Below are 25,492 nucleotides of genomic sequence, written 5' to 3'. Positions count from 1 at the left end.
ACATATACATATTGGCTGATAGTAAAGAAAAGCTGCCTCACATGAGGCAGCTTTTCATAGACTCTGCAATCGCTTATGACTGAACCGTCTCTCTTCCGTTGACAGCGTCCTTTAATCCTTTTCCGGGTGAAAAGGCCGGTATTTTGCTGGCCGCTATATCAATTTCCTGCCCGGTTTGCGGATTGCGTCCTTTGCGGGCGGCGCGCTCACGGACTTCAAAATTGCCGAAACCAATTAATTGAACTTTTTCGCCAGCTTTTAACGCCCCTGCGATCGCATCAAATGTAGCCTCCACCACTTGCGTTGCATCCTTCTTCGTCATATCCGCTGCTTCCGCAACTTTAGCTATTAATTCAGTTTTATTCATCTTCTTTTCCTCCAATGGTTACAGAGTAAATGGAATATATGTTCTTATTATTACACATCATTGCCAAATTACAAGGAAAAAAATACATGGAAACTAACATTTTTTAAGACTTTTTAGCATGGCATGTTTCGGCTCCTTCAACCAACTCTCGAATTCTTCCACAGGCAGCGGTTCGCTAAATAAATACCCCTGTATCTCATCGCATTGCTGGAGCTTTGAAATATATAAGAAAAACTCGCGGGCGTTGCCGCTCGTCCTTTTTCTGCAGGGTAGCGAAACGGCCGCTTAGTGACCGGAAGTTCGGACCGACAAAATGGAGCGGACTTCTCTATTTTCTTCAGATACTTATGGGAGCAAAAGCCTGGCGCAATGACCGGTTTGCGGCGTGGCTTGATCCGGTTTATTCGCTATCGTTTGATTCACCTGATTTTTTGTGTTTTGTACGTGCTTTTCAACCATATGCCCGATAATGTTTTCTAGCGGGCCCATCATAGAGGCCTTTTCTGACAATGGACCTAAATTTTTAATGACATCTTGAATCACAGCCTGCTTAACAGCTTCTCCGGTTTCCCTGGTAAAAAGATTATGCTGTTTCAACCCGCTTACAATTCTGCTGTTCGAATCCTGCACGGCCGCCTCTGTGAGCCTTTCAATTACATCGATGAAGTCATTTACCTTCTGCGCTTCATCTTTCGGTAAGCGATTGGCTATATAATCTTCCAACTTTTTAAATAAGGCACGAAGGATCGCGCCTACTAAACTGACCAACACAATGGAAACGATCATCTGGGTATACAGCAGGATTTGTTCTTGCATCATGAACCTCCCCCATTTTTTAGGGATAAGTTGTACAGTACCTGCGCAAGCATTGCCCGGGTCGCCGGCTGATCGGGATTAAAATTTCCGGATTCGTTTGTTGACATCAAATTGTTCTGTAAAACGTACTGCACGGCTTTTGCATACCAGGCATTGTCCGGTACATCTCTGGCTATATGATTGGCAGGCTGCGGATCAGAAGGCACCATACGATTGGCTTTAATCGCGTTTAACTGTGATGGAGAAGCTTCCTGCCAATCCCACCAGCTTATGTGTGAGAATCTGGCATTTCCGCATAATTGAACGAACCGTGCCATGTCTGCCGGCTGTACGTTCCCAAATGCCTGCCCGCTTGGAGCGATAGGCTTCCCTATTTTTTTGTAAGATGTAACGGAAGCCTGAAAGGCAACTCCGACATCCCATCCCATTTCTCCCCAGTAGATCTGTGGCATCATAACGTCGACAAACTTCGCATACTCCTGATACGGAACTTCCGAATGGTAATCAGCAATCGCAAAAGAAGAAAGGCCAACAGTGACGTTGGGAAAGCGTGCCCTCAAACGTTGTCCAAATTGCGCAACCTGAGCTGCTTTTCCGTTTATTTCACTCTCAGAGTCAATCACAATCCAGTCGGCACCTGCTTGTATCGCCTGGGCACATGCATCCACTTCGCCGGCTACATCAGTTAAATACTGGTATATCCATCCCCCCACTGTGAAACCGGCTGCTTTAAAAGGGCCCACTAGCCTTTTAAATTGCTGCATGTACGATTGGCTGGCAGAGTCCCTTGCCAGACTACCGTCAGCAAATTTAATAAGTACACCTTTCAGGCCAAGGGATGTCGCATTTGTGACCATCTGTTGTACATCGCCGCCGTAAATTTTGTCAGCTTGCCATATCCACATATACGTACCGTCATAAATATTGCTCATGATCTCCCTCCCTTTTGTGAGGATGAATGTAATTTACTTATTATATATGCGAAAAAAAATCTCTTGACAATGAATGCTGCAACTTTACATGTCAACGATGCCCGTAAGGTTAGGTCATGTATAAAGAGTAAAAAAGCGGAAACCCTAGGAATAAAGAAATATAGGAGTGACAAACATATGAAGAACTTACTAACGTGGATTGTTGTTATTTTCATCGTCCATTTGGCTCTTTATTACTTTCTCGGCACAAGGAATTGGTTTTCAGTAGCTATTTTAGCCACAGCTGTTTGGGGAATTGTGTTATATGCAGCTCGTTATTTCTTCGGCAACAAGCGGAAAGAACGAGCGTGAAAAATCAATGGCTAACGCCAATGACGGCCTTTATTTAGAATAACAGTGGAAACATAAGGCTGTCGCTGAATATTGATTCGGCGGCAGCCAAGTTTTTATGCTGCTACAACTTCAAATTTCCATTTTTACCGCTGAAATGAAACAGGCAAGACAATATCAACCGTCGTTCCCTGGTCAACTTGACTTTTAATCGAAATACTCCCTTTGTGGTTTTCAACGATTTTTCGGCTAACCATCAAACCGAGACCGGTTCCGTTGTCCTTTGTAGAGTAAAATGCTTCTCCTAGTTTAGTCATTTGGCTTTCAGGAATTCCACAGCCATGGTCAATAAAGCGAATAACTATTTTATCATCCTCAGTATTCATGGCTTTTATCTCGATTTGACCGCCAAAGGGCATCGCATCCATGGCATTTTTCATGATATTAATAAAAACTTGTTTCAATTGGTTTGCTTCGCATTTTATTTCCGGAATGTGATCATCAAACTCTGTAAATATCTCGATATCATTCATTGTCGCGTGCGAATTAAGCAGCGAAATCGTATCCTGCAGAATATGCAGCGGATTCTTTTGTTTAAAGACCATCGCCTGAGGCTTCGCCAGAATTAAAAATTCACTGACAATAAAATTAATTCGGTTCAATTCGGATAACATAATGTCAAAATACCTTTGATTCCCACTGTTATTGGATTGCATGAATTGAATAAACCCTTTAAGAGTTGATAAAGGATTCCTGATTTCGTGGGCTACTCCTGCTGCTAATTGCCCTACAATCGAAAGTTTTTCAGATTTTCTTAGCAATTCCTCTGTTTTTTTATGCTCGGTAATATCCCGGAATTGGCAAAAGGCACCAATTGATTCGGCTTTATCGTCATAGATTTGCAGCGCATCAAAAAGGCATACGTAGGAACGTTCATTTTCCTTTTGCAGCGTAAGCTCCACGTTTTGATATTCTTTTCCCTCCTGTAGAACATGTTGAACATATTTTCCCATTGGTTCGATCACGTGCACAGGCTGTCCCATGACATCTTCCGCTTTCATTCCCGTGATTTCCTGCGCTAATGTATTAAACTCTGTAATAATTCCACGCTGATCCGTAACAATAACCCCATTCGCGGTTGTATCAAGCATAATTTGATTAAGCAGGTTTAAACGTTGGTTTTGTCTTCGCAGCAGCAATTCCCGTTCGATGGAGTCTACCGCTGTGGACAACATCGTTAACAGAAGAGGTGTCGCATGTTCAATTGAAATCATAATAGAAATGGTACCTAGTAAATTATTTACTTCCATATAATGAAACGGGACAGAGTAACAGGCGGAACCATGAAAATAATGATGATAGTGATTGCTTCCAATAAGTTGTACAGGATGGCGGTGTTGTAAACTAAGGCTTATCGAATTCGTACCGCAAACATTTTCTGTAAACTGAAATCTTGGTTTAATACCTAATTGGTTAACCATACTCCGTATCGTTTCATCCCCGTCCATTTCTAAAACAAATCCCTTTTGATCCGTAATGACAATTAAAATAGGAATGCCTTTCAGCGAAGACAGAATTTTATCGAGAAAAAACCGAACGACGGATAATATTTCTTCGTACTCCATTCTCTTTCCTTCGAATTCTTCCTTCGACATTGCGATGCCGAACGCCGGGAGTTGTGTCGGGTCTATTCCCAACTGTTTACTCCTCTCTTTTGATTCACGAATGTAGACAGCCTCTTCCCCCATATGAGTATCATCCTTTATTGTGAAAATTTATTGGAGCTAAAGAAAACTTGGCCAGCAATAAGAAAATTATACAAATGCTGGCCGCATTATTACATATTAGAAAAAGGGGCTGGCGCCAAGTTTAATACCGGCGGCAGCCAGACTTAGTGTTCGTTCACTTTCATAGTCGGATAATCGTTTTTCTCCACTTCAACCATATCATGAACAGAATGGGACCACTGCCTGAATTTTTTTCCGTTAACCGTCTTGACCCCGTCTTTTACCTGCACGGGAAACTTCCCTTCCTGTACCAAACGCTCAATGGTATCCTGGCCTAATCCGGTTAATCCGGACAAAGTAAGAATCGGATAATCTGTACCATCATCGATTTCGTTTATCTTCACCTTATACTGCATGGCCATCCCTCCTACTAAAGGTAATGCAATTCGTATCCTGACATTCATTGCTATTGGCGCCGTTAACCTCGATCGCTTCAGCGATACAAATAGATCCTTCCCCCCAGTATTTGCAGGAGGCCACGGTACATTCGATAGTCGGACTGACCTTATAATCCGGGTTGACCGCTCCTAAGACTGTACCTGCCCAGTTTACATTATCGGCAGATCCAAGATAACTGAACACATTTCTTGCGTGACTAAATGTTTTGCACATCGTCTGTTCTTGGTTTACAGACATTTTCTGTTCGTTTTCATGCATAATGTCGATATTCCCTGCGCCGCAACGGTCACCATATAAATAATGCGTACAAGTATCAACGATACATTTTACTTCCGGCATTGTGCTACTCCTTTAATAATAAAGTTTTATCTTCATTATTAAAGTATTTCCGTTCCCTTTAGTAATTATAAAGTACAATAAAACAAGATTCTTTCACAGGCTAACGCTGACAAAATCAGCAGATATAAATAAATATACCAAAATGAAACGATTTAAATAATGACAAAAAAAAAAGCACTTCTTAACGAAGCTTGCAAATTCGTTAAGAAGCGCGTTTTTTACATTAACACTCGCTCGGAGCTCCTGCATTTTCTTTCGTTCTAAACGAGCTCCCGCAGCCGCAAGTTGCTATCGCATTCGGGTTGTCAATGGTGAACCCCCCGCCCATCATGGATTCTTTATAATCAATGATAACGCCATCAACAAACGGTTGACTTTCGCCATCCACCACGATCTTGACGCCGTTCTGGTCCATCTCTGTGTCGCCATCTTTTATCTCATCATCAAAACCCATTCCATAAGAGAAACCACTGCAGCCGCCCGGTCTTACACCGACTCGCAGGAATAAATTCTTGTTATCTTCAGAAGCCATCAGCTCTTGAACTTTCTTGCTTGCACTTTCAGTGAGCGTAATCATTCGATTCATTCCCTCCTTTAAGGACTCATCATCGAAGTCCTCTCTTCTATCATACTAGAAATCTTTGGTTCTCTCAAGATTTCAAACGTTATTATACACAAATGTTTACTAATTCGATAAGCAGTTACCGACTTTTCCTGACCTTGTTCGATTTTAAAATTATATTTATAATAAAAATATCGCAATCGGACATTTAGCCAATATCGTTCGTGAACGAAAAAATGGCGACAATGTCTATTTTATTGTAAATACGCATTTGAACGATACGAATGTATGTTTCCTGAATCGTAAATTTGTGCGTTGGTGGGACGTATTCCAACCGAACGCGATACATTGTACAACGTTTTGCGCGTGTTTAATTAAAAGTTAGAGGTGAGAAACAATGACTACATTGATGAAACAGTTTGTTCAGGATGAGATGCTGCTTCCCGTCATTGAAAAAGTAGAAAACAATGAACGCCTGACCCTTGAAGACGGTATGCTGCTGTACCAATCCCATGATTTGCTTACGATCGGCCAATTAGCTAACTACGTGAATACAAAAAAGAACGGGAATCGTGTTTATTTTATCGAAAACCTGTACATAAACCCGACCAATGTATGTGAAGCCCACTGCTCTTTCTGCGGATTCCGCCGGGATCCGGATGAAGAAGGCGCTTACACAATGAATGAAGAACAGCTCCTGGAATATGTTGAGAAACGTTACACGCCACAGCTACAGGAGTTTCATATTGTTGGAGGGCATAATCATACCGTTCCCTTCGATTACTATCTTAATACCGTTCGCACTCTAAAAAAGAATTATCCTCACGTCACCATTAAATCTTATACAGCTGCTGAGGTTGTATTCTTCGCTAAACTGTCCGGGTTAACCGTACAGGAAGTGCTTAATGAATTGGTCAAAGCTGGCGTTGAATCCTTAACAGGCGGCGGGGCAGAAATTCTTACAGAAGAATACCGTCTTAAAATGAGCCCGGAAAAAGCGAGTACGGATGAATGGCTTAACGTACACCGGATCGCCCAAAACATGGGTATGAAAACCCATTCCACGATGCTGTACGGCTCAATTGAAAAGCCGGAAGACCGCCTGACACATATGCTGCGCGTCCGTGAACTGCAGGATGAAACGAATGGTTTCTATGTATTCATTCCGCTGGCTATTCAACCCAAAAAAGTTACCGCATCTATTAAACGTCGGACTTCCGCTTTTGACGATATGAAAACAATTGCAATAAGCCGCCTGATGCTGGACAATTTTCCGCACATTAAAGCGTACTGGATCAACATCGGCACACAACTTACCCAGATGGCCTTAAACTTCGGCTCATCCGATGTTCACGGCACACTTGTCGAAGAACGGATCAGCCACGCGGTAGGCGCCCTCACACAATCCGCGCTAACCCGTGATGAACTCGTCTGGCTTATTAAAGGAGCCGGTAAACAACCGGTTGAACGTGATACGTTCTATAATGTAATCAAGGAATATTAATATCCATCAAAAAAGATCCGGTATCACTGTTTTCTAATGGTTACCGGTTATTTTTTAATGTAAACATTGGACTTGAGCCTGACCGAAAGTAAAATCCGACTCGGCAGGGCAATGGAATGTTCCGTTTCCTTATTTTTTGCTTTTTTCCCGCTTACTTCTCCTAAAAAAGAAACCCGCCGCCTCTTGTGGAGAACGACCGGTTTCTTTTTTAGCTACAGTAAACGCAATTTAAGATAACAAGACGACTAAAACCCCAGTTTCCTCCATGCCTTATCTTCTTCCTGCTTTTTCTTAATGTGCTCTTTAATAGCCGCCAGCAGCGCTTCTGGTGTGGCTGCGGCTACAATGATCCCATCTACAAGAGCAAACGGTTGGACAAAGCATTGTCCGCAATTTCCGAGGCAGCCGTATTCCAATACGTCAACCTCATTCTCTTCTTCCAATGCTTTCTTTACCACGTCTGTCCCATTGGCGAGATTACTAACACAGAATTCAACCATAGGGCGCATAAAAAGTCCCTCTTTCTATTATACAATTGCCTGTATTCCTTCTCTTTCAATGACCTGTTGAATATCTTTCAGCTTCGGATTTCCTTCCCCTATTACTTGGCCATTCAATACGACAAGCGGATACCAGAATTCTTCCGCATGAATACGGTTGGCAAACTCCGCATCTTCAGAGGTTAATTCCCCATTAATGTCCACATACCGAACGATAATGCGAGGCCCATATCGGCGGTCTAACGCTGCCTGCAGCCATTCGGCCGTATCTTTTGCCGAAGGTAAGTTTACACAACTCGCGCATAATTGTTCCGCACCGAATACATTAATTACCATACACAGATCCTCCACTTAGGCGAGCGCTTGCTCTAAGTCCTCGATTAAATCTTCTACGTCTTCAATGCCGACAGAAATGCGAACCAAACCATCCGTTATACCTAATTCCGCGCGCCTTTCCGCAGGGATGGAAGCGTGGGTCATCTGTGCCGGCACGGAGATTAAGCTTTCAACCGCGCCCAAACTTTCTGCCAGAGTAAAGAATTTCACCCGGGAAAGAACTTGATTGGCGCGCTCAAGGCTTCCCACATCAAAGGAAATCATCCCTCCAAAACCTCGTGCTTGCCTGGCTGCAATTTCGTGTCCCGGATGAGTGGAAAGCCCCGGATAAAACACACGTTCAATATCGCTGCGCTGAGCAAGCCACTCAGCCAAACGGCCAGCGTTTTGTTCATGCTCCTCCATTCTTACTCCCAATGTCTTCATTCCGCGAAGAAGAAGCCAGGAATCCTGCGGCCCAAGGACACCGCCGACAGAATTTTGAATGAAATGCAACTCATCACCCAATGCTTGATCCTTCACAACGACAAGGCCGGCAACCACATCACTATGACCCCCGAGGTATTTCGTTGCGCTGTGTATCACAATATCTGCACCGAGCGCAAGCGGATTCTGCCAATAAGGGGTCATAAATGTATTATCGACAATCAGATACAGATGATGTTCACGGGAGATATGTGAAATCGCTTCAATATCTGTTACAGTAAGGAGAGGGTTACTCGGCGTTTCCAGCATAATTGCTTTGGTATTCGGCTTAACCGTAGCTTTTATCGCTTCCACATCGGTCGTATCCACAAATGTTGCCTCAATGCCGAAACGGTTAAACACCTTCGTCAATACGCGGAATGTCCCGCCATACACGTCATTGCCCACCACAAAATGTGAACCCTGATCAAACAGCATGACAACTGAAGATATCGCCGCCATTCCAGAGGCAAATGCGAACCCGCGCACACCGCCTTCGATATCGGCAATATATTGTTCTACCGCAAAGCGGGTCGGATTCCCCGTACGCGAATACTCATATCCTTTATGCTTCCCTATGCCTTCCTGTTTGTACGTACTCACCTGATAGATGGGAACGGTCACTGCTCCCGTTGCTGGATCGCCATCTACGCCGCCGTGAATTAATTTCGTTTTCATCCGCATGATTTATATTCCTCCCTGATAAATTTTTTTACTTAGATAACGGTCACTGCTGTCGGCAAAAAGCATAACGATGTTCGTTCCCCGTTTGGCTTTTTTCGCTTCTTCCAGTCCCGCATACATGGCGGCACCCGCAGAACTGCCAACAAGCATTCCTTCCTTTGCCGCCAGCTCTTTAACCAGGCGGAACGAATCCTCGTCCTTTACCGTATAGATCGCATCAAAATAAGAGGGATCCATAAATTCAGGAAGAAACTCCATGCCAATCCCTTCCGCTTTATGAGGACCGACTTCTCCACCGTTTAAAATCGAACCGACCGGTTCAACAATAACCGTTTTGATTGTGGGATTCTGTTCTTTTAAATAACGGGCGGCTCCCATAAATGTTCCACCGGACCCGGCGCCCGCCACAAAAACATGAACATTCCCTTCCATCTGTTCCCATATCTCAGGCCCCGTTGTTTTATAATGAGCGGCCGGATTGGCTGGATTGCCAAACTGCTGAGGTACAAAAGCCCCCTCAATTTCTTTCTCCAGTTCTTTGGATTTGGCAATCGCACCTTTAATTCCGAGTTCAGTCGGAGTGTTCACAACTTCAGCACCCAACGCGCGCATAATTTCCTGTTTTTCCACAGAGAATTTCTCAGGCACGACAAAAATCACGCGATAGCCTGTTCCAACCGCAGCAAGCGCCAATCCGATGCCCGTATTACCAGCGGTGGGCTCGATAATGGTTCCACCTGGCTTCAGTGCGCCGCGTTCTTCCGCATCACGAATCAATTCGATGCCCAATCTATCTTTAACACTTCCACCCGGATTAAAATATTCGAGCTTGGCAAATACCCGAACGCCTTCCGGCAATTCGTACGTGGTTATTTCCACAATCGGTGTATTTCCAATTAATCCCTTAATATTCTTAAACACCTTCATTGAGGTTCTTCCTTTCAAAAAAATTATCCCAGTGCCATTTTATCATAGATAATGTAAATGTGATAATCACAACTATTCCGATTGCATTTAAATTATAATAATAATAAATGCTTGGACATTTAGCCAATACCGTGGCGAAAATAACCTTTTCTTTAATGATAGGTTTAAAAACATGGATTTATAAACAAATGAATACTATAATATAAGTATGTATCGAAAAGGGGTGAAAATGTATGACACAATTTGAAGAAGTGCAAGAGGTTTTAGATAAGTTACGCCCGTTCCTCCAACGTGATGGCGGGGATTGCGAATTGGTTGATGTTGAAGATGGCGTTGTTAAGCTCCGTCTGCATGGTGCCTGCGGTAGCTGCCCGAGTTCAACAATCACGCTTAAAGCCGGAATTGAGCGAGCACTTATTGAAGAAGTGGAAGGCATTACGGAAGTTCAACAAGTATTTTAATGACTTTCGAATGTCAACATATGGACATAGATTACAAAAAGCCCTTTAAGCCATGCTTAGGGGGCTTTTTGTTGGAAATAATTGCGCACCAGCGGAAACAAGTTGTCCTGAATAAAGTCGCTGTAACCTTTTTTAAACGGCTGCAGCGTAAAAGGAAAAAGGCGCGATTCGATCGTTTCAAAGCCTTCCGGCAAGGATGACCACTCGTCAATGTTTCCCCGGTATATATTTTTCACAATCACATCTGCGGCATGTTTACCCGGGCTAATCGTATATTGGCCAATCCATTTTAGATTTTTGAGTTTTATCCCTGTTTCCTCGTACATCTCCCGCCGCGCCGCCGCTTCAGGTGTTTCCCCTGGTTCAACCTTACCGCCCGGAACTTCCCAGCCGCGCCGCCGATGGCGAGTTAAAACCAGTTGTGAAGGTGTTCCTGGAGAACGTGCAGCGGTTGTATCAGGCGACGCAAATACGAGCACATGCTTAGCGTCCGGCAAAAACTTTTCCGGATTAAATGTAAGATAAATCAAATACCCCTTTTTATCATGACAGTAAAAGTCCACTATTCCTTCGCCACACTTTCAGACTATCTTTCACTAACTTTTATATAATACAATTAAAGCAAACCTAACAGTACATTCCAAGCAGGAAGGATGGTTTTTGTTGAAAAACAGTCGGACTGCTCTTATTACAGGAAGCGCAAAAGGGCTTGGCGTACAAATTGCCCATGAGCTGGCAAGCCGTGGAATTCGGATCGCCATCAATTATCGCTCAAGCGATAAGGAAGCGCAAGACCTTCGTGATACATTAACAGCCCAGTATAAAGCAGATGTCCTCCTGGTCAAAGGGGATGTAAGCAATCCAGATGACGCCTCTCATATCGTTAACACGGTAATTTCCCGCTGGAATTCGCTTGATATCCTGATTCTCAACGCAGGACCTTACATAAAAGAACGCAAAAAATTAACCGAATACAGTATAGAAGAGTGGCACATGATGATAAACGGCAATCTTTCCAGCGCTTTTTATTTATGCCGTTCGGCAATACCCCACATGCGGGAAAATAAATGGGGCCGAATTATTACTATCGGGTTTGAGAAGGCGATGAGCGCTCCCGGGTGGGCGTACCGGTCAGCTTTCGCAGCCGCGAAAGTGGGGCTCGTATCGCTGACCCGCACCATTTCGCTCGAAGAGGCGGAGTACGGAATTACAGCGAATATGGTTTGTCCCGGTGATATCATCGGGGACGCTAAACAAAAAAAGATTTCCGATGTACATGGCATGTACGACCCCGACAACCCTGTAGGGCGCCCGGGGACAGGAGAAGATATCGCAAGGGCAATTTCCTTTTTTTGCATGGAATCGTCGGATTTTATCACCGGATCTGTGCTTGAAGTTACCGGTGGCAAAGATGTCCTAAATAAATATCGGCAGGTCAGGGAACAGTAACAAAAGTGGGAAAGTCCCATAAATTCCTCTGTAAAGGACGGAAACGGATGAGCAAATTGATGACAGCCGTACGAAACAGCGACCTGCACAGTACTGCTCTGGGGCTTTTGCAAAAGCGCGGCGTAACCGTAGATGATATCATAGAACTCGTTTATTTTCTTCAACAAGATTACTACCCGAAACTTACCAGGGAAGAATGCCGTATGCATATCCATGAGGTTCTTAAAAAAAGAGAAGTTCAAAACGCGATTATAACCGGTGTGCAGCTTGATTTGCTGGCTGAACAGGGCATGCTTATGGAACCACTGCAGCAAATGGTAAAAGCAGATGAAGGATTGTACGGTGTGGACGAGGTGATCGCTCTCTCTATTCTAAATGTATACGGAAGCATAGGATTTACAAATTATGGATATATCGATAAAATCAAACCAGGAATTCTCGCTAAATTAAATGATAAGCAGAGTGGAAAAATCCATACGTTCCTTGACGATATTGTGGGCGCTATCGCAGCGTCGTCGGCCAGTCGTCTGGCGCACAGCCAATTTCATGCCGATTAAAGAAAACAAAGACCCGTTCTCCGGGTCTTCTGCCTTTATATATTCCACTGCAGCAAATGTTCCGCTGTATACGTTGGCTTTACCGCTGATTTTTCGACGTCCTCTTTTCGGCTGAATCCGGTATACACCAGAAGCGTGTCCATACCGCTTTTTGCTCCTGCAGCAATGTCGGTTTCTAAATTATCTCCGATCAGTAACACTTCCTTCGTCTGTAAATGTAACCGTTCAAGAGCCAGATTTACGATAGCCGCTTCCGGCTTCCCTACGTACATGGGCTCCTTCCCTGTTGCGCAGGCAATCGATGCGGTAATTGCCCCATTTCCCGGCACCAATCCTTCTTCGGTCGGAACCGCCCGATCACGGTTTGTAGAAATAAACGCTGCCCCCTGGTTAATAGCGAGCGTTGCATGCTTCATTTTTTCATACGTAAACGAGCGGTCAATGCCGACGACTACATAAGAAGCGGGCGGCTGATTAACGATTTGAAACCCTGCTGTTGCCAGTGCGGTGTGAAGTCCTGTTTCGCCGATAGCGAGCACACGTATTTCTGATGAAGCTTGCGTGTGGTTTTTGTGCTTGTCCATATTTTTCATGACAGCCGCGGCAGCCATACTGGAAGTAAAGAAATCACCCTCCTTTGCTTCTATTCCGATGTTTTCCAAGCGTTCTTTCAGTTGAGCCGGCGTTAAGGACGAATTATTGGTTACGTATAAATACGGGAGACTTCGCTCCTTTAATTTACGGATAAATTGCACCGCTTCGACAATCGCCGTTTTTCCTTTATAAACGGTGCCATCTAAATCGAGTAAATACCCTTTATATGATTTTTCTGCCATCTTTCCCGTGACCCTCCGGATTTATTATGTATTTATTATTTCTTATTTCTTACATATGAAAAAGCAACCGCATACCCGGTTGCTTTTATTCTTCACTTCTTTTTTCCTCAATAATATAAACGCAATTGTCTCCACCTGTAGCCATACATTCTTCCTGCTCAACTTCGGCGTTAAGCACTTTTTTAAACAGCGTCTTTTCGCAATTACATGCATACGTGTATTCTTTGGCTACGTTAGAAATCGGGCAGTTAGACTCAACAAAGAAATATTTGCCTGTTTCTTCATCCTTCTTTACTTCGACCATGTACCCTTTTTCATTTTGCAGCTGGGCTAAAAGCTTTAATTTTCTGTCTAAATCGCTGTTGGAGGAAACGATGTCCATATACGTATTCTGTAATCGCTGCGTCCTCCGGTTAAATAACGCTTCCACCATCTCAGAACCCTGGAGTTCTTGAATATCATTCAATAATTCGAGCGATAAATCGTGATAGTTCTTCGGAAAAATTTTGTCAGCTTCTTCTGAAAGGGAGTACACATTCGTCGGACGCCCCATCGCCTGCCGCAGCAATCGGGCTTGAATAAGATTGTCCCGTTCAAGAGTATTTAAATGACGGCGTACAGCCATTTCGGTAATTCCCAGCTCTTCTGCCATATCTCCAACCGTCATGGAACCTTTTACTTTAAGCATATGCAGTATCTGATTTCTCGTAGTAGAGGATTTGTCTTTGTTCATCGCTTCCTCACCTTCCCTCATTCTATTGTACCCGATTTATTAAGGTAAGTAAATTTTTATATTAAAATATATAAAAACTATATTAACATTGTTATCGAGTTACAACTCATTTTTCAGATACTCACGTACACAAACTGGAAATTGATTCAACATTGCATAGGAATCGTAAAGAAGCCAAAACACTTTTGCATCATCGATGCTTATAAAATGAGTAATCAGATCCCGGCGAAACGTGACTACTCCCTTAAGGGATTGAGACATCGCATCTGAAATCACGTTCTCATCACGCAGAATCTCAACAATATCTTCATAGCTCCCCGGGTCGCGCATGATAAACCCGTCAATCAAATGATTTCCTACATCCGCAATCGATTCAATGGCAATATGAAGCGCTCTCTCCAAAGCGAGGCAATAAACCGGGTTATCGGTTACTTTATTTTCCTTAATCAGGGGCTGGATGGAATGAAGTGTTTCTTCTAAAAATAAAAGCGTTTCTTCTATTTTTGAAACATTTACCTGATACATCTTTTTCTCCTATGGTTTTTTTTTCTTAAATTTAGTATATGTGATCGTTACCGCAAAAGTTAAAACAAGGGCGACTAGAATGGTAACTCCCTGCATAATATCCATCATGTTCATTTTACTCACTTTTCCATCACCTCTGCGATGATTATCTCGTTACAGTATACCATGACTGCAACACGGTTAACATGAATAAAAAATTAGAGCATACACAGCACAACGAGGCTTTTTTATATATGTTACAATGATTATAGTTCGAAAAGTACTAAAAGGAGCAGGGTGATTGCCATGCAGGAACATGAAGAGTTAATGTTTTTATATGACCATTCCGAAGAAACGAAAATTCGTTATGTAAGCTTTATGGGTGAGGTTGGCCGCCACGATGTGGCCATTATAAAAACAGGAAATTTCTACGGAAAAAGCATTGTGTTAAATATCCAAACCAGCCGGATGGCCATTCTCGGGCAAAAAGACCTAGATGAACCCGGTTATTTGGAAGAAGTGTTCAATATGAAAGAAGAAGAAGCCAGAGAACTTCGCGAATTTCTTTATGTCAGTATATAAACGCTTCGCATCAGACCAAAAAACAGCCTTTATTAAGGCTGTTTTTATCATGACCGAAGCTTATACTTCCTGCGTTTCTTTATTTTTTCTGCGCGGCCGCTGTCTGCGTCGCTCCCGCCGTTTCGGATCCCTCGTATCCTGCGTAAAATGTCCCTCCGCTTTTTCCGCTTTTCTGGACTCATTCTCGTGATCCTCGGGCTCGACGACATCGGTTTCCTCTACATTGGATTGGCCCGGTTCTTTACTTTTCTTCAACACAAAATAAGCACAGCCAAAATTGCAATATTCCAACAGATATTCATCGAGAAAACTAAGGCGTGAATCGTAAGGAGCTTTCCGGTTTGTGTCTTCAAACAAGCCTTTTAATCGAAGTTGGCCGTATCCCCAGTCGCCTACCAGATAGTCAAATTTATTAAGAATATCACTGTAACGTTCTTTAACGGCTTCCAGTTTAAAACCATTTTTATTTTCCTCAATCAGCTCATAGACGTTTCCTTGGATCCGTATCACTTCGAGCCCTCCTTAAAACGCAAGGTATGCCGCATTTATTTTACCACATTTTTCGGGAATCCGCACAAATTTGCCACGAAAAGTATTTCCCGACTCTGGTTAGCCTACATTGTAGGAGGTGGAACAATGAAAAAAATTATATCAGTATTGTCTGCAGCTGCCCTTGCCGCGTCACTTGCCGCTTGTAGTCCCGCAAATCCTGGAACAAGAACAAACAATGTAGGCGCACCTCGTACCGGAGTCGGTACGACGGGAACGAATACACACGGAACGACAACCGGAACGACCGGTTACGGCACTAGAACTACCGGCTATGGTACAGGCACCACAGGATACGGCACAGGTACTACCGGATACTACGGTACTACCGGTTATGGCTACGGCACCGGCTACCGTACCGGCACCACTACTGGCTATGGCACCGGCACTCCAGGCTATGGCACAAATACGTACGGTACTGCTGCAGGACGATACGACACAGACACCCGAGGTAATATTCTGAGTGGTACTCCGGGGCGTTATGGTACGTATGACACGCGCAACAACATGTTTACTAATCAGGGCTTTACTAATGCCGGCACGACAACCAATGGATACTCCATTTATAAAGCACAGACTGGTGGTACAAACATTGCTGCCAACCTAACTGGTACAACAAGCAAACCAATAATTGGATTTACTCGAGTTGGAAATACCGCAGGCAAAACGAATAACCGCACAACTACTCAAAGCACTGGTACTTCCGTTCAGGGAATGTCAACTACGGCAGCCCAAAACGTATACGTTGACCGTCAACAGTTAGCCAATGCGATAGCAAGCGTTGCCAGTAATATTCCAGGCTGTAATGGAGTGACCGTTCTTACAGGCGATAACCAAGCGTTTGTCGGCTGTAATACCGCCGGTGCCAGTCCGGCTGCTTCCCGTTCCTGTCTGCAAAAAGTTCACATGGCTGCTGAGAACATCTGTCCGCGCTACTACAAAGTATACAGTACGAACGACGTCAACAAGTCAAACTTAATCGCCCAAAATGCCAATACTTTCAGCAACGCGACAGACGCCCAGTTCGAGAAAATGATTGGCTTCACCACCCGTCCTCAGGACTTCCTCTGCACGAAATCGGCAACGAACCAACCAAGCAGCAGCCGGTAATGGTATTTGCGGCATGTATAACTATTAGCAATCCGTTCTCTAAGCGTTAAAGCAAAAAGCCCTGTTTCTGTAAAGAAACGGGGCTTCCTCCTTCTTTTTACGCATGGCCGACTGCGGATTCCACCTGCTCATGAGCATGGTAAGAACTGCGTACAAGCGGACCGGATTCCACATGTTTAAATCCCCGCTTCATTCCTTCCTCTTTAAGCCATGAAAACTCGTCAGGATGGTAAAACTTCGCTACTTTCAAATGCTTGGGTGTTGGCTGTAAATACTGCCCAATTGTTAAAATATCAACATTCGCACGACGCAGATCATCCATCGTTGCAACAATTTCCTCTGTTGTCTCTCCCACGCCAATCATAATGCTTGATTTTGTCGGTATGGAAGGCTGCATGGTCTTGGCCTGAGAAAGCAGTGCGAGCGTGCGGTCGTATTTCGCTTTAGAGCGAACCCGATCAGATAAACGTTCCACCGTTTCAATATTATGGTTCAAAATATCGGGTTTTGCATCCATCACAATTTTAAGTGAATCCCAGTTCCCCAAGAAATCAGGAATCAGTACTTCCACACCGCAAAGCGGCACTCGCTTACGAATCGCTTTGATGGTTTCCGCAAAAATGGAAGCTCCGCCATCCGTTAAATCATCACGTGCAACCGAAGTTACAACCACATGCTTCAATCCCATCCGCTCAGTCGCTTCTGCTACCCGCTCAGGTTCGGCTAAATCAAGTTCTGTAGGCAATCCCGTTTTTACAGCACAAAAACGGCATGCCCGGGTGCATAAATCCCCTAAAATCATAAATGTCGCTGTTCGATTCGCCCAGCATTCATATATGTTAGGGCAGCGAGCCTCTTCACAAACAGTATGCAGAGTCTTCCCGCGCATCATCTTCTTAAGGTCTTTAAAATTCTCACCTGTATTTAATTTGATTTTTAACCATTCCGGTTTGCGTTCTGTCATGCTGCCCATCACTCCATTTCTTTATCATCTATTTCTTTATTGTAAAAAAGCTTTTAGCCGAAAGCAATGAGCGACACCGGTGAAATCGGTTCCTACCGAAAAAACACTGTGGTGTGGTGGAAGAATCTAACTTCATGCATCCGTGGTAATTAGCGCAAACTATACGTAAAGATTTTTAAAACGGAGGAGTAACTATGCGGATGAGAGCCCTACTTACCGTCTTTATACTTTGCGTATGTACCATTACCTATTCTCCACAAACTTTCGCTGCGTCTAAAGCCAGCGATACGTCTTCATTCGAAAAAGCAAACAAAGAAAAGTTGTTGCTTTTTCAACATATGCAGACGATTACCGGAATCCCATGGTATTATTTAGCAGCAGTTGAGAGATATGAAAGCAATATCAATAAACAGGTCGGAATTTCCTTTTCCCCTGCAGTATGGGCAGGAATGTTAAATCCGAATAGTGAAGATACCAATCCACAGAGCATTGAATTTTTTGGTGGAATTGGCAAAGACGGCGATGGTGATGGAAAAGCCGATTCCAATAATCAACTCGACGCCATTTACACAATGGCTTGTTTTCTTGCTGGTTACGGCTATACGGAAGATGATATTCACATTGCCTTATGGAATTATTACGGGCGTGAAAAAAACGTGGACATTATCTCCGAGTTCGCTTCGGTATATCACCATTTTAACACATTAAACTTAACAGGGAGCGCCTTTCCCATACCCCTCCATTATAATTACAGCTATCGCAGTACGTGGGGTGACCCCCGTGGCTGGGGCGGCAGAAGAATTCATGAAGGCACTGATATATTTGCCTCCTATGGTACCCCTGTCCGCGCCACACGTTACGGTGTCATTGAAATAATGGGCTGGAACGTGTATGGCGGCTGGCGAATCGGCATCCGCGACCTTGATAATATTTACCATTACTACGGCCATCTAAACGGATTTAATAAAAAATTCAAGATTGGCGATATCGTAAAGCCGGGTGATGTGATCGGCTACGTAGGAAGTTCAGGGTATGGAAAACCAGGGACCGCAGGCAAATTCCCTCCACACCTCCATTATGGAATGTATAAAGATAACGGAAAACAGGAGTGGTCCTATGATCCTTATCCGTCTTTAAAGAAATGGGAATGGGCAGAGAAAAAGAAAAGAACTTCTCATAAAAAAAGAAAATAGCGGTGGAAAACCGCTATTTTTCTACAATTACCACTTTCGTTTGCAGCTGTACATGGCGAAATAACCATTCTACATCTTCATTGTGCATTCGGATACAGCCAGAACTAGCAGCGTAGCCAATCGAACGCTCATTGTTTGTGCCATGGATTCCATATTTATACCCGTTCGTCCCGGGAACATTCAAACCCATCCACCGGGTGCCGAGCGGGTTTCTCTTATCGCCGCCCGGAATATCCTGCGGTAAATACCATGGATTTTTCACGCGTGTAACGATTTTGTATTCGCCTACAGGAGTAAGCTCCACAGTTTTTCCGGTAGCAACAGGAAATTTGTAAACGGGCGTATCATTGACATAAACGGTGAGCCTGTTTTGCTGTTTATTAATTTGTAGATACATCTCATCTTCCATGGCCTGGCATGTAACGGGGATAACCGTGAGAAAAGTCATGAGGCATAGAATCATAGACAAAAGTAGTAAAAGACTGCCATTCTTCATAAACATCACCTGTTTTATAGTATGGCAGCCTTTTATTAACTTTATGATTGAGAGACTACGACAATCCCGGTCATTCCTGACCGCAATTCATGGTTTTTATTATCGATTAGAATTTTTACAGTAAACTTGTCTGTGCCGCTATCCGCTTTGGGGCTTACCATGCTGATTTTGCCTTTCAGCGTTTTGCCGAGGGCATCGACCTGTACCTTCACTTCCTTTCCTGTCTGCATCAGCTTTAGTTCACTTTCCGGTACACTGATCGATAGATACATTTGGTCCAGGTCAACAACCGTCATAAGAGGCGCAGAAGGGCTAACCATCTCGCCGGCATTCGTATTTTTTACGGCAACATACCCTGATAATGGGCTTTTGATAATTCCGTTCTGCAAATTATATTCGTTTAAACTAACGATCGCCCGGGCTTTGGTTACACTAGCCGCAGACTGGGCAATGGATTCCGGAGTCGAACCGTCTTTGGCCTTATCAAGCAGAGCTTTCATCTGGTCTGCATTTGCTTTCAAAGAATTCAATGTTTCCTGTGTAGGTCCTTTGATGGCGAGAATCAAATCGTTTTTTGCATTCACATATTGAGACTCGGCTTGGCGGAATGCGACTTCCGCATCATCCAGCGACTGCTTGGAGGCGGCACCCTGGCTATATAACGCCTTTTGCCGATCAACTATAACTTTTGCTGTTTCGTAGTTCGTTTGGGCCCCTTGAAGAGATGCCTTAAGCTTGGCGATTTCCTCCGGTCGCTTTCCTTTTTTCGTGTCGAGGTATTTTTGATACGCCTGCTCATAAGCCGCCTGCGCCGAGCGGATATCCTCCTGCCTTGAGCCGTTTTTCACCTCTTGATATTTCGCTTCCGCCAGTGCCAGATCCGCATTCGCGCTTTGAAGATTGGCGTTTAAATCCGTAGTTTCAAGGGAAACAAGCACATCGCCTGCATGAATAAAATCCCCTACATCTTTATAGACCCTGGCTACACGTCCGGAAGTTTTTGCAAAAATGTTCGTTTCGACAACCCCTGCCAATTTTCCGGAATAAGTAATAACATCCCCCTGAGCGGGGGACGATCCCGCCGTTTTCTGTCCGGCCTGCACAGCCAGACTGGCCGGCTTTACTCCGCCGCATCCGGTAAGACCAAGCACCAGAGCAACACCCAACAAAAAATATCTACGCTTTATCATCCGTTTTCCCCACCTGTTTTTGTGTTTACATCTCCGCAACGACGTGCGTGTTTTCCTTTGCAGCCGCCCTGCGGTTTTCCTTAATTAAAAGCGTCAGCGGAATGGCAGCTACGATAAAGAGCGAACACACTAACAACGCATCATCTAACGCTTGTATCGTGGCATACTTTTTTACCATTCCGAGAATGGAGGTAAGAGCCGCTCCATATGCGCTATCATTGCTCAATCCCAGGCCCGCATACATCCGCTGGGAATTGGCAAGATAGGCAGCAACCGCCGGGTTATCTCCGGTGACTGTTTCTGCATAGCGGACAGCATGAACGGTCCCCTGTGTGCTAAACACGGACGTTAACACCGCCACACCTATCGAAGTGGCAATCTGCCGTGCGGTATTTAACAAAGCCGAAGCCGCACCCGTACGTGCGGTTTCAATATTTTGCAGGGGAAGCTGCATGGAGGTCATCATACAGAAACCCAGCCCAAACCCGCGTATCGCGAGTAAAAATTGAATATGTTGATACGAAGTATTCTCATCGAGTTGCAATAAATAATAGCTGTTAATTGCAGCGATACATAATCCGACAATAATGAGAATCTTGCCGCCTACCTTTGGCATAAGAATGGCAGATGTAACAAATGTTACCACTGCCTGAGTAATCGTCTGCGGCAGCATCATAATCCCCGTCTTCATTGCTGTGAGGCCGAGAAGAGATTCCGCGTAAATCGGGATGAGGAAAACCACCCCAAACATGCCAATCATCATTAAACTGTTGACAAGCAGCCCGTATGTAAAATCTGAAAGAACAAATAGACGTATATCAAGCAGTGGATGATCCGTTGTTAATTCACGATAAATAAATAAAGATAAACTCACAACGGAAACCATAAATAAAGAAACAATGTAAAAAGAAGTCCATCCTTTGTCCTCGCCTTTCGCAACGGCAAGCAGGAAAGTAGTCAGCATAACTGTAGAATAAATAAATCCGGGAAAATCAAACTGAATCTTCTCTTTCCGCTCCGTCTCCCTTAAAAACGTCCAGGCGAGTAAAATACCAATCAGTCCAACGGGAACATTAATCGTAAAAATAAAGTGCCAGTCAAGATTTTCAACGATATATCCGCTCAGAGTCGGCCCGACCGCGGGCGCTACCATAGCAGAAATACCGAACACTCCCATTGCCGGGCCCATTTTTTCCCTCGGCACTTCGTGGTAGATAAGAGCCTGGCCGATTGGCATGAGCATTCCGCCGCCAAGCGCCTGAATGACCCGGGCAAAAATCATACTACTGTTGCTCCACGCAAGTCCGCACAAAAGGGACCCAAGGGTAAATAAAATAAAGGAAATCAGATACATTCGTTTCATTCCAAAGCGGTCTCCCAGATACCCTGTCAGCGGAATCACGGACGCCATCACCAGCGTATAACCGGTTAGAACCCATTGAATATCATCCGTTGAAACCCCAAAAACATTCATCATTTTTGGCAGAGCCACGTTAACGATACTCGTGTCAAGGATGGCCATGAACGTTCCAATAACAATCGCAAATAATGCGGGCCAAAATGAAGTTCTCATCGTTAACACATCCTATTTCACATGAATTTTAACAATGGCGCTCAGGCCCGGCCTAAAGTCATACGGTCCATCTGTGAACGCAATTTTAATAGGAATACGCTGCGTAACCTTGGTAAAATTGCCTCCTGCATTTGTTGGCGGAAGCAGGGAAAAGGTGGATTGGGTCGCTTCCTCAATTTCTTTTACCCTTCCGTGAAAAACGGTTCCGGGATACATATCCACTGTAATATCGACCGGCTGGCCAACTTTAACAGATGCGGCATTTGTTTCCTCTACATTCGCCGTCACATACAAATCTTTCTTTGATACAACCATCGCAACGGTCGACCCTGCTCCGACTACTTCCCCGCTTTTCGCTATTTCCTGAATAATCACGCCGGAAATCGGAGAGCGGATAAACGCGCTGTCCACCGTGTTAACACCGAGCTGTTCCTGCTCCATCACGATTTGATTTGCTTTTACCTGCTGGCCTTCCTCAATATCCACTTTGGAAATTTTACCGGAAATTTTGGGCGCAATTTTATATATATCACCCGTGACCATCGCATCATCCGTTTTTACGTAATAATAACCTTCGTACGCATAGTAGCCTACAACTCCAATAACTGCGACAATAATACCTCCAATAAAAATGCGCGCTGCTTTCTTTTTGTCCACTTCTACTCACCTTTTTTTCTGTTGATAATTAATAATGAATTTCCCATGCTTTCAAATTCCCCAACCTCTCCCCCCTCCTTTTACTATATAAGTAAGTACCTGCTTGCATAACTTTTAAAAAAAACCTAGGGGGTTAACCCCCTGGCAAAAAGCTGAACACAGTTTTTAATCATTTCATCCGAAGTTAATTCAGTGACATTGTCACCGAAACGGGCTCGGGAGATAAAAAAACCAAAATTCATCCAGATAAAGTTCATTGCCTGAGCCTCTGTATTTGTACTTATCATCTTGCCTTTCTCCTGCATAGCATTAAAGTATTCAACCAGGAGAATCTTTAATTGACGCGGTATTTTAGCGATTTCCTGCTCAAGCTCCGGAAGAACATCCACTTCTTTAAAACTTATAATAATGACATCCTGATTGATCGTCAGGACATCATGGTACGCTTCGCAAAAGGCAAGTAAATCTTTCTCTAAATCCCAGGTAATTTTTTCTTTAAACGCTTTGGTCATGCTTGGAACGTTGGAGAATTTTTCAACCGCTGCTTTCATCAAACCTGCCTTATTTCCAAAATGGCGGAACAGCGTAACTTCATTAACTCCTGCTTCTACCGCAATCGCACGTGTTGTCGTCGCCTTTATACCTTTTTTCGTCATTAACGTAATCGTAGCTAGCAGAATTTTATCGTCGGTATCATTGGGATTACAATCCATTCTATCGCTTCCTATCATAAAGCAAGTGTTCACTTGCTTCGAATTTATCTTGTCCGGCATGTTTTGTCAAGCAAAAAAATAACCACCGTTTTACAAACGGTGGCCCAATAGGGGGAGAAAAGAGGGAGAAACAATTGCTAATGCAACTAACCATTATTATTCCCCCCATTTTCTTTTTTAAACATGGCGGGACACCTTTATTTTTCTTCTTTTTTTTCGACTTCGCCTGCCTCCATCAATTTTTTCATTAAAATGTGCTGGGGCATATGCATTAATTCCTCAATCGGAATATTTAATTTCTCGGCGAGCTTAACGGCTGTTTCCGCAGAAATCGGAAGCGGTCTCATTGTCCTTCAACCTCCCTTTCTCCATTATAACAAACTCACTGCAAGGATATATCATATTTGCGCATCCGATACTGGAGGCTTTGGCGGCTCACACCCATCTCTTTAGCCGCGCGTGAGATGTTGCCTTTATGTTTTTGAATGACTTCTCTAATGTAATGCCTTTCAAAAGCCTCTACTCTGCTTTTTAAATCACCGTCTCCCCCGTCGTCTCCGATATGCATATAGACAGGGGCTGCCGAGGGAGCGAAAGTATTCGGTTGGAGCGGGGATTTCCGGCGAATGGTAAAGGGCAAATGCGAATAGGCTATGACATCTTCATTTGAGATGAAATTCATCGCCCCTTCAATGACATGTTCCAACTCCCTCACATTGCCCGGCCATTCATACCGGGTAAAAAATTGGAGCACTTCCTCGTCCACCCCTTTTACGTTCATCTGAAACAAGCGGTTGTACTTTTGAATAAAATGGCGGACGAGAATCGGAATGTCTTCTTTTCGCTCACGCAGCGGCGGGATAAACAAAGTAACTACGCTTAACCGGTAATACAAATCTTTGCGGAGCCGGTTTCCCGTTATCGCTTCCACTGGGTCTTCATTAATGGTCGCTATAATTCGCACATCAATACTAATGTCCTGCGTGCTGCCAATCCGTTTAATTTTGCGTTCCTGAATGGCCCGCAGTAATTTGGCTTGGAGCGAGGGTTCCAGCGAGTTAATTTCATCGAGAAGGAGGGTTCCCCCTTTGGCTGCCTCAAACAATCCCGGACGTTCCACAGCGCCGGTAAAAGCCCCGCGGCTTGTACCAAACAGCAGGCTTTCAATAAGCGTTTCAGGGAGTGCCGCACAATTTTGCGAAATAAACGGGCCCCCGACCCGCACGCTGTCATTATGAATGCTCTGGGCAAACAGCTCTTTGCCTGTGCCCGTCTCCCCGATGATGAGCACCGATGAATTCGTTCTCGACGCCCGCCGTCCACTTTCAATAACCTCCTGAACGGCCGAACTATCCCCGATGATGCTGTCGAACGTATAGCGCGTGTCCCCTTTCTTCAGGATATTCTCGCGCATCATATGTTCCATTTTCGTAATATCATTCGCAATTTCAATCGCCCCGAGAATCTCCCCGTTTTCTATAATGGGAAACGTGTGGTTCACCGTGGTAATTTCTTTTCCTTTATCGTTAAAGTATGTTTGCTTCACATTTTTCGTTGTCTTTCGCTCGCGCAAAGCCTGCAGGAGCGTACTGTCCTCTTCTCTCATAAATTGAAAAACCTCAAGCAGGTTTTTATGCAGGACGTCTTCATCCTCCATCGATTCAATCTCCATCATCTTCCGATTATAAACAATCGATACGCCGTGCTCGTCCACAGCGTGAACGCCCTCGTTTATTTCGTTTAAAATATAGGCGTACATCTTTAGCAGATTTTTTAATTTTTCGCTTTCATTCTCTATCCGCAAACAATCCCACCTCTTTCGGATAGCATTTTTTTCAAACTAAAGGAAAAAGCTGTCCGGTTGTATGGTACCGAAGTCACCCGGATTTCCCCATTTTGTTTCTCAAACCGGACTTTTCCTGTGATTGAACCTCTCATGGCTAAAGCCACGAGATTCTTGGGTAGTCCGCTCTACTG

Annotated in this window: 32 protein-coding genes; 8 read left to right on the top strand and 24 right to left on the bottom strand. The window is 44.1% G+C overall.

What is annotated here, in order from left to right; all coding sequences use genetic code 11:
* Window positions 1–73: 73 nt before the first annotated feature.
* The 3 genes from H525_RS0111560 to H525_RS0111550 all read right to left on the bottom strand — a co-directional run bounded on the left by H525_RS0111560 (window position 74) and on the right by H525_RS0111550 (window position 2,115).
* Window positions 74–367, bottom strand: coding sequence for an HU family DNA-binding protein (locus tag H525_RS0111560; RefSeq protein ID WP_027416355.1), 294 nt, complete (start codon window positions 365–367; stop codon window positions 74–76).
* Between the two features lie 345 nt (window positions 368–712).
* Window positions 713–1,186: a hypothetical protein gene (locus tag H525_RS0111555; protein ID WP_155837240.1), complete on the bottom strand. Its 474-nt coding sequence runs from the start codon at window positions 1,184–1,186 to the stop codon at window positions 713–715.
* Window positions 1,183–2,115 (bottom strand): S-layer homology domain-containing protein, encoded by a 933-nt coding sequence (locus tag H525_RS0111550; RefSeq protein WP_027416353.1) that lies wholly within the window; start codon window positions 2,113–2,115, stop codon window positions 1,183–1,185. Before H525_RS0111550 ends, H525_RS0111555 begins: the two co-directional genes overlap by 4 nt.
* Before the next feature lie 177 nt (window positions 2,116–2,292).
* Here H525_RS0111550 and H525_RS27900 point away from each other — a divergent pair, with 177 nt between their 5' ends.
* The gene (locus H525_RS27900) at window positions 2,293–2,466 is read left to right on the top strand and encodes a hypothetical protein (RefSeq protein WP_169728844.1); all 174 of its coding nucleotides are present in this window, start codon (window positions 2,293–2,295) and stop codon (window positions 2,464–2,466) included.
* Between the two features lie 125 nt (window positions 2,467–2,591).
* Here H525_RS27900 and H525_RS0111540 read toward each other — a convergent pair whose 3' ends face one another.
* The 4 genes from H525_RS0111540 to erpA all read right to left on the bottom strand — a co-directional run bounded on the left by H525_RS0111540 (window position 2,592) and on the right by erpA (window position 5,547).
* On the bottom strand, window positions 2,592–4,193 hold the full coding sequence (locus H525_RS0111540) for an ATP-binding protein (RefSeq protein ID WP_027416352.1): 1,602 nt from the start codon (window positions 4,191–4,193) through the stop codon (window positions 2,592–2,594).
* Between the two features lie 143 nt (window positions 4,194–4,336).
* Entirely contained in the window at window positions 4,337–4,588 is a 252-nt protein-coding gene (locus tag H525_RS0111535; protein WP_027416351.1) for a helix-turn-helix transcriptional regulator, read from the bottom strand.
* Window positions 4,578–4,970, bottom strand: a complete 393-nt coding sequence (locus H525_RS0111530; RefSeq protein WP_027416350.1) for a DUF1540 domain-containing protein — start codon at window positions 4,968–4,970, stop codon at window positions 4,578–4,580. The genes H525_RS0111535 and H525_RS0111530 overlap by 11 nt, the downstream gene beginning before the upstream one ends.
* A 223-nt stretch (window positions 4,971–5,193) precedes the next feature.
* A complete protein-coding gene (erpA, locus tag H525_RS0111525; protein ID WP_027416349.1) occupies window positions 5,194–5,547 on the bottom strand; it encodes an iron-sulfur cluster insertion protein ErpA in 354 nt (117 codons plus the stop codon).
* Between the two features lie 394 nt (window positions 5,548–5,941).
* Here erpA and mqnE point away from each other — a divergent pair, with 394 nt between their 5' ends.
* Window positions 5,942–7,036: an aminofutalosine synthase MqnE gene (gene mqnE, locus H525_RS0111520; protein ID WP_027416348.1), complete on the top strand. Its 1,095-nt coding sequence runs from the start codon at window positions 5,942–5,944 to the stop codon at window positions 7,034–7,036.
* Between the two features lie 245 nt (window positions 7,037–7,281).
* Here the strand turns inward: mqnE and H525_RS0111515 are convergent, their stop codons facing one another.
* From H525_RS0111515 to H525_RS0111500, 4 genes are read right to left on the bottom strand one after another with little or no spacing between them, the layout of a single operon-like run.
* On the bottom strand, window positions 7,282–7,545 hold the full coding sequence (locus H525_RS0111515) for a YuzB family protein (protein WP_027416347.1): 264 nt from the start codon (window positions 7,543–7,545) through the stop codon (window positions 7,282–7,284).
* An 18-nt stretch (window positions 7,546–7,563) separates the two neighbouring features.
* Entirely contained in the window at window positions 7,564–7,872 is a 309-nt protein-coding gene (locus tag H525_RS0111510; protein ID WP_342664286.1) for a YuzD family protein, read from the bottom strand.
* Window positions 7,873–7,887: 15 nt separating this feature from the next.
* Window positions 7,888–9,021 carry a bifunctional cystathionine gamma-lyase/homocysteine desulfhydrase gene (locus H525_RS0111505; RefSeq protein WP_027416345.1) on the bottom strand — a complete coding sequence of 378 codons (1,134 nt, stop codon included), beginning with the start codon at window positions 9,019–9,021 and terminating at the stop codon, window positions 7,888–7,890.
* Between the two features lie 3 nt (window positions 9,022–9,024).
* Window positions 9,025–9,948, bottom strand: coding sequence for a PLP-dependent cysteine synthase family protein (locus H525_RS0111500; RefSeq protein ID WP_027416344.1), 924 nt, complete (start codon window positions 9,946–9,948; stop codon window positions 9,025–9,027).
* A 233-nt stretch (window positions 9,949–10,181) separates the two neighbouring features.
* Between H525_RS0111500 and H525_RS0111495 the strand changes: the two genes are divergently transcribed.
* A complete protein-coding gene (locus H525_RS0111495; RefSeq protein ID WP_027416343.1) occupies window positions 10,182–10,409 on the top strand; it encodes a NifU family protein in 228 nt (75 codons plus the stop codon).
* Window positions 10,410–10,465: 56 nt separating this feature from the next.
* Here the strand turns inward: H525_RS0111495 and H525_RS28990 are convergent, their stop codons facing one another.
* A complete protein-coding gene (locus H525_RS28990; RefSeq protein ID WP_035100785.1) occupies window positions 10,466–10,972 on the bottom strand; it encodes an NUDIX domain-containing protein in 507 nt (168 codons plus the stop codon).
* A gap of 100 nt (window positions 10,973–11,072) precedes the next feature.
* On the opposite strand from H525_RS28990, the gene H525_RS0111485 reads away from it, so the two are divergent.
* Together H525_RS0111485 and H525_RS0111480 are read left to right on the top strand one after the other, a co-directional pair.
* Window positions 11,073–11,858 (top strand): SDR family oxidoreductase, encoded by a 786-nt coding sequence (locus H525_RS0111485; protein WP_035100800.1) that lies wholly within the window; start codon window positions 11,073–11,075, stop codon window positions 11,856–11,858.
* A gap of 59 nt (window positions 11,859–11,917) precedes the next feature.
* Window positions 11,918–12,415, top strand: a complete 498-nt coding sequence (locus H525_RS0111480; RefSeq protein ID WP_035100797.1) for a phosphatidylglycerophosphatase A family protein — start codon at window positions 11,918–11,920, stop codon at window positions 12,413–12,415.
* Window positions 12,416–12,450: 35 nt separating this feature from the next.
* On the opposite strand, the gene H525_RS0111475 is transcribed toward H525_RS0111480, so the two are convergent.
* From H525_RS0111475 to H525_RS0111465, 3 genes are all read right to left on the bottom strand, one after another.
* A complete protein-coding gene (locus tag H525_RS0111475; RefSeq protein ID WP_027416340.1) occupies window positions 12,451–13,251 on the bottom strand; it encodes a TIGR01457 family HAD-type hydrolase in 801 nt (266 codons plus the stop codon).
* A gap of 85 nt (window positions 13,252–13,336) precedes the next feature.
* Window positions 13,337–13,984: a helix-turn-helix transcriptional regulator gene (locus tag H525_RS0111470; RefSeq protein WP_027416339.1), complete on the bottom strand. Its 648-nt coding sequence runs from the start codon at window positions 13,982–13,984 to the stop codon at window positions 13,337–13,339.
* A 99-nt stretch (window positions 13,985–14,083) separates the two neighbouring features.
* A complete protein-coding gene (locus H525_RS0111465; protein WP_027416338.1) occupies window positions 14,084–14,509 on the bottom strand; it encodes a DUF86 domain-containing protein in 426 nt (141 codons plus the stop codon).
* 285 nt (window positions 14,510–14,794) lie between these two features.
* Between H525_RS0111465 and H525_RS0111455 the strand changes: the two genes are divergently transcribed.
* Window positions 14,795–15,070, top strand: coding sequence for a DUF3055 domain-containing protein (locus H525_RS0111455; RefSeq protein WP_027416337.1), 276 nt, complete (start codon window positions 14,795–14,797; stop codon window positions 15,068–15,070).
* A gap of 60 nt (window positions 15,071–15,130) precedes the next feature.
* Here the strand turns inward: H525_RS0111455 and H525_RS26310 are convergent, their stop codons facing one another.
* The gene (locus H525_RS26310) at window positions 15,131–15,580 is read right to left on the bottom strand and encodes a YutD family protein (protein WP_081413361.1); all 450 of its coding nucleotides are present in this window, start codon (window positions 15,578–15,580) and stop codon (window positions 15,131–15,133) included.
* Window positions 15,581–15,727: 147 nt separating this feature from the next.
* On the opposite strand from H525_RS26310, the gene H525_RS28170 reads away from it, so the two are divergent.
* Window positions 15,728–16,729 (top strand): YhcN/YlaJ family sporulation lipoprotein, encoded by a 1,002-nt coding sequence (locus H525_RS28170; RefSeq protein ID WP_211237000.1) that lies wholly within the window; start codon window positions 15,728–15,730, stop codon window positions 16,727–16,729.
* 97 nt (window positions 16,730–16,826) lie between these two features.
* On the opposite strand, the gene lipA is transcribed toward H525_RS28170, so the two are convergent.
* The gene (gene lipA, locus H525_RS0111440) at window positions 16,827–17,693 is read right to left on the bottom strand and encodes a lipoyl synthase (RefSeq protein ID WP_027416336.1); all 867 of its coding nucleotides are present in this window, start codon (window positions 17,691–17,693) and stop codon (window positions 16,827–16,829) included.
* Between the two features lie 194 nt (window positions 17,694–17,887).
* On the opposite strand from lipA, the gene H525_RS0111435 reads away from it, so the two are divergent.
* Window positions 17,888–18,886 carry a M23 family metallopeptidase gene (locus H525_RS0111435; protein WP_027416335.1) on the top strand — a complete coding sequence of 333 codons (999 nt, stop codon included), beginning with the start codon at window positions 17,888–17,890 and terminating at the stop codon, window positions 18,884–18,886.
* 13 nt (window positions 18,887–18,899) lie between these two features.
* Here the strand turns inward: H525_RS0111435 and H525_RS23725 are convergent, their stop codons facing one another.
* The 7 genes from H525_RS23725 to H525_RS0111400 form a co-directional block, all read right to left on the bottom strand.
* Window positions 18,900–19,382 (bottom strand): L,D-transpeptidase, encoded by a 483-nt coding sequence (locus H525_RS23725; RefSeq protein WP_051330982.1) that lies wholly within the window; start codon window positions 19,380–19,382, stop codon window positions 18,900–18,902.
* A 41-nt stretch (window positions 19,383–19,423) separates the two neighbouring features.
* Window positions 19,424–20,572 (bottom strand): HlyD family secretion protein, encoded by a 1,149-nt coding sequence (locus tag H525_RS0111425; RefSeq protein WP_051330981.1) that lies wholly within the window; start codon window positions 20,570–20,572, stop codon window positions 19,424–19,426.
* A gap of 25 nt (window positions 20,573–20,597) precedes the next feature.
* On the bottom strand, window positions 20,598–22,145 hold the full coding sequence (locus H525_RS0111420) for a DHA2 family efflux MFS transporter permease subunit (RefSeq protein WP_035100782.1): 1,548 nt from the start codon (window positions 22,143–22,145) through the stop codon (window positions 20,598–20,600).
* A 12-nt stretch (window positions 22,146–22,157) separates the two neighbouring features.
* Complete coding sequence (locus H525_RS0111415; protein ID WP_051330980.1) at window positions 22,158–22,802, bottom strand: HlyD family secretion protein; 645 nt, start codon at window positions 22,800–22,802, stop codon at window positions 22,158–22,160.
* A gap of 125 nt (window positions 22,803–22,927) precedes the next feature.
* Window positions 22,928–23,515, bottom strand: coding sequence for a TetR/AcrR family transcriptional regulator (locus H525_RS0111410; RefSeq protein ID WP_027416331.1), 588 nt, complete (start codon window positions 23,513–23,515; stop codon window positions 22,928–22,930).
* A gap of 197 nt (window positions 23,516–23,712) precedes the next feature.
* Entirely contained in the window at window positions 23,713–23,862 is a 150-nt protein-coding gene (locus H525_RS26300; RefSeq protein WP_081413359.1) for a YycC family protein, read from the bottom strand.
* Between the two features lie 35 nt (window positions 23,863–23,897).
* A complete protein-coding gene (locus H525_RS0111400; protein WP_051330984.1) occupies window positions 23,898–25,274 on the bottom strand; it encodes a sigma-54 interaction domain-containing protein in 1,377 nt (458 codons plus the stop codon).
* Window positions 25,275–25,492 lie beyond the last annotated feature (218 nt).

Origin of the sequence: Aneurinibacillus terranovensis DSM 18919, from assembly GCF_000430625.1 — a bacterium.
Taxonomy (GTDB): Bacteria; Bacillota; Bacilli; order Aneurinibacillales; family Aneurinibacillaceae; genus Aneurinibacillus_B; species Aneurinibacillus_B terranovensis.
The sequence above is the reverse complement of the archived record's forward strand: the minus strand, read 5'-3'. Positions and strand labels throughout refer to the sequence as shown.

Bases quoted from the DNA above. Each gene is read 5' to 3' on its own strand.
- H525_RS0111410 (WP_027416331.1), bottom strand. From the start codon at position 23,515: ATGGATTGTAATCCCAATGATACCGACGATAAAATTCTGCTAGCTACG.
- H525_RS0111425 (WP_051330981.1), bottom strand. From the start codon at position 20,572: ATGATAAAGCGTAGATATTTTTTGTTGGGTGTTGCTCTGGTGCTTGGT.
- H525_RS0111495 (WP_027416343.1), top strand. From the start codon at position 10,182: ATGACACAATTTGAAGAAGTGCAAGAGGTTTTAGATAAGTTACGCCCG.
- H525_RS27900 (WP_169728844.1), top strand. From the start codon at position 2,293: ATGAAGAACTTACTAACGTGGATTGTTGTTATTTTCATCGTCCATTTG.
- H525_RS0111470 (WP_027416339.1), bottom strand. From the start codon at position 13,984: ATGAACAAAGACAAATCCTCTACTACGAGAAATCAGATACTGCATATG.
- H525_RS0111535 (WP_027416351.1), bottom strand. From the start codon at position 4,588: ATGCAGTATAAGGTGAAGATAAACGAAATCGATGATGGTACAGATTAT.
- H525_RS0111400 (WP_051330984.1), bottom strand. From the start codon at position 25,274: ATGTACGCCTATATTTTAAACGAAATAAACGAGGGCGTTCACGCTGTG.
- erpA (WP_027416349.1), bottom strand. From the start codon at position 5,547: ATGATTACGCTCACTGAAAGTGCAAGCAAGAAAGTTCAAGAGCTGATG.
- H525_RS0111555 (WP_155837240.1), bottom strand. From the start codon at position 1,186: ATGATGCAAGAACAAATCCTGCTGTATACCCAGATGATCGTTTCCATT.
- lipA (WP_027416336.1), bottom strand. From the start codon at position 17,693: ATGACAGAACGCAAACCGGAATGGTTAAAAATCAAATTAAATACAGGT.
- H525_RS26300 (WP_081413359.1), bottom strand. From the start codon at position 23,862: ATGAGACCGCTTCCGATTTCTGCGGAAACAGCCGTTAAGCTCGCCGAG.
- H525_RS0111455 (WP_027416337.1), top strand. From the start codon at position 14,795: ATGCAGGAACATGAAGAGTTAATGTTTTTATATGACCATTCCGAAGAA.
- mqnE (WP_027416348.1), top strand. From the start codon at position 5,942: ATGAAACAGTTTGTTCAGGATGAGATGCTGCTTCCCGTCATTGAAAAA.
- H525_RS0111475 (WP_027416340.1), bottom strand. From the start codon at position 13,251: ATGGCAGAAAAATCATATAAAGGGTATTTACTCGATTTAGATGGCACC.
- H525_RS0111560 (WP_027416355.1), bottom strand. From the start codon at position 367: ATGAATAAAACTGAATTAATAGCTAAAGTTGCGGAAGCAGCGGATATG.
- H525_RS0111435 (WP_027416335.1), top strand. From the start codon at position 17,888: ATGCGGATGAGAGCCCTACTTACCGTCTTTATACTTTGCGTATGTACC.
- H525_RS0111540 (WP_027416352.1), bottom strand. From the start codon at position 4,193: ATGGGGGAAGAGGCTGTCTACATTCGTGAATCAAAAGAGAGGAGTAAA.
- H525_RS0111530 (WP_027416350.1), bottom strand. From the start codon at position 4,970: ATGCCGGAAGTAAAATGTATCGTTGATACTTGTACGCATTATTTATAT.
- H525_RS0111480 (WP_035100797.1), top strand. From the start codon at position 11,918: ATGACAGCCGTACGAAACAGCGACCTGCACAGTACTGCTCTGGGGCTT.
- H525_RS0111500 (WP_027416344.1), bottom strand. From the start codon at position 9,948: ATGAAGGTGTTTAAGAATATTAAGGGATTAATTGGAAATACACCGATT.
- H525_RS0111510 (WP_342664286.1), bottom strand. From the start codon at position 7,872: ATGGTAATTAATGTATTCGGTGCGGAACAATTATGCGCGAGTTGTGTA.
- H525_RS0111550 (WP_027416353.1), bottom strand. From the start codon at position 2,115: ATGAGCAATATTTATGACGGTACGTATATGTGGATATGGCAAGCTGAC.
- H525_RS0111515 (WP_027416347.1), bottom strand. From the start codon at position 7,545: ATGCGCCCTATGGTTGAATTCTGTGTTAGTAATCTCGCCAATGGGACA.
- H525_RS0111465 (WP_027416338.1), bottom strand. From the start codon at position 14,509: ATGTATCAGGTAAATGTTTCAAAAATAGAAGAAACGCTTTTATTTTTA.
- H525_RS0111420 (WP_035100782.1), bottom strand. From the start codon at position 22,145: ATGAGAACTTCATTTTGGCCCGCATTATTTGCGATTGTTATTGGAACG.
- H525_RS0111505 (WP_027416345.1), bottom strand. From the start codon at position 9,021: ATGCGGATGAAAACGAAATTAATTCACGGCGGCGTAGATGGCGATCCA.
- H525_RS23725 (WP_051330982.1), bottom strand. From the start codon at position 19,382: ATGAAGAATGGCAGTCTTTTACTACTTTTGTCTATGATTCTATGCCTC.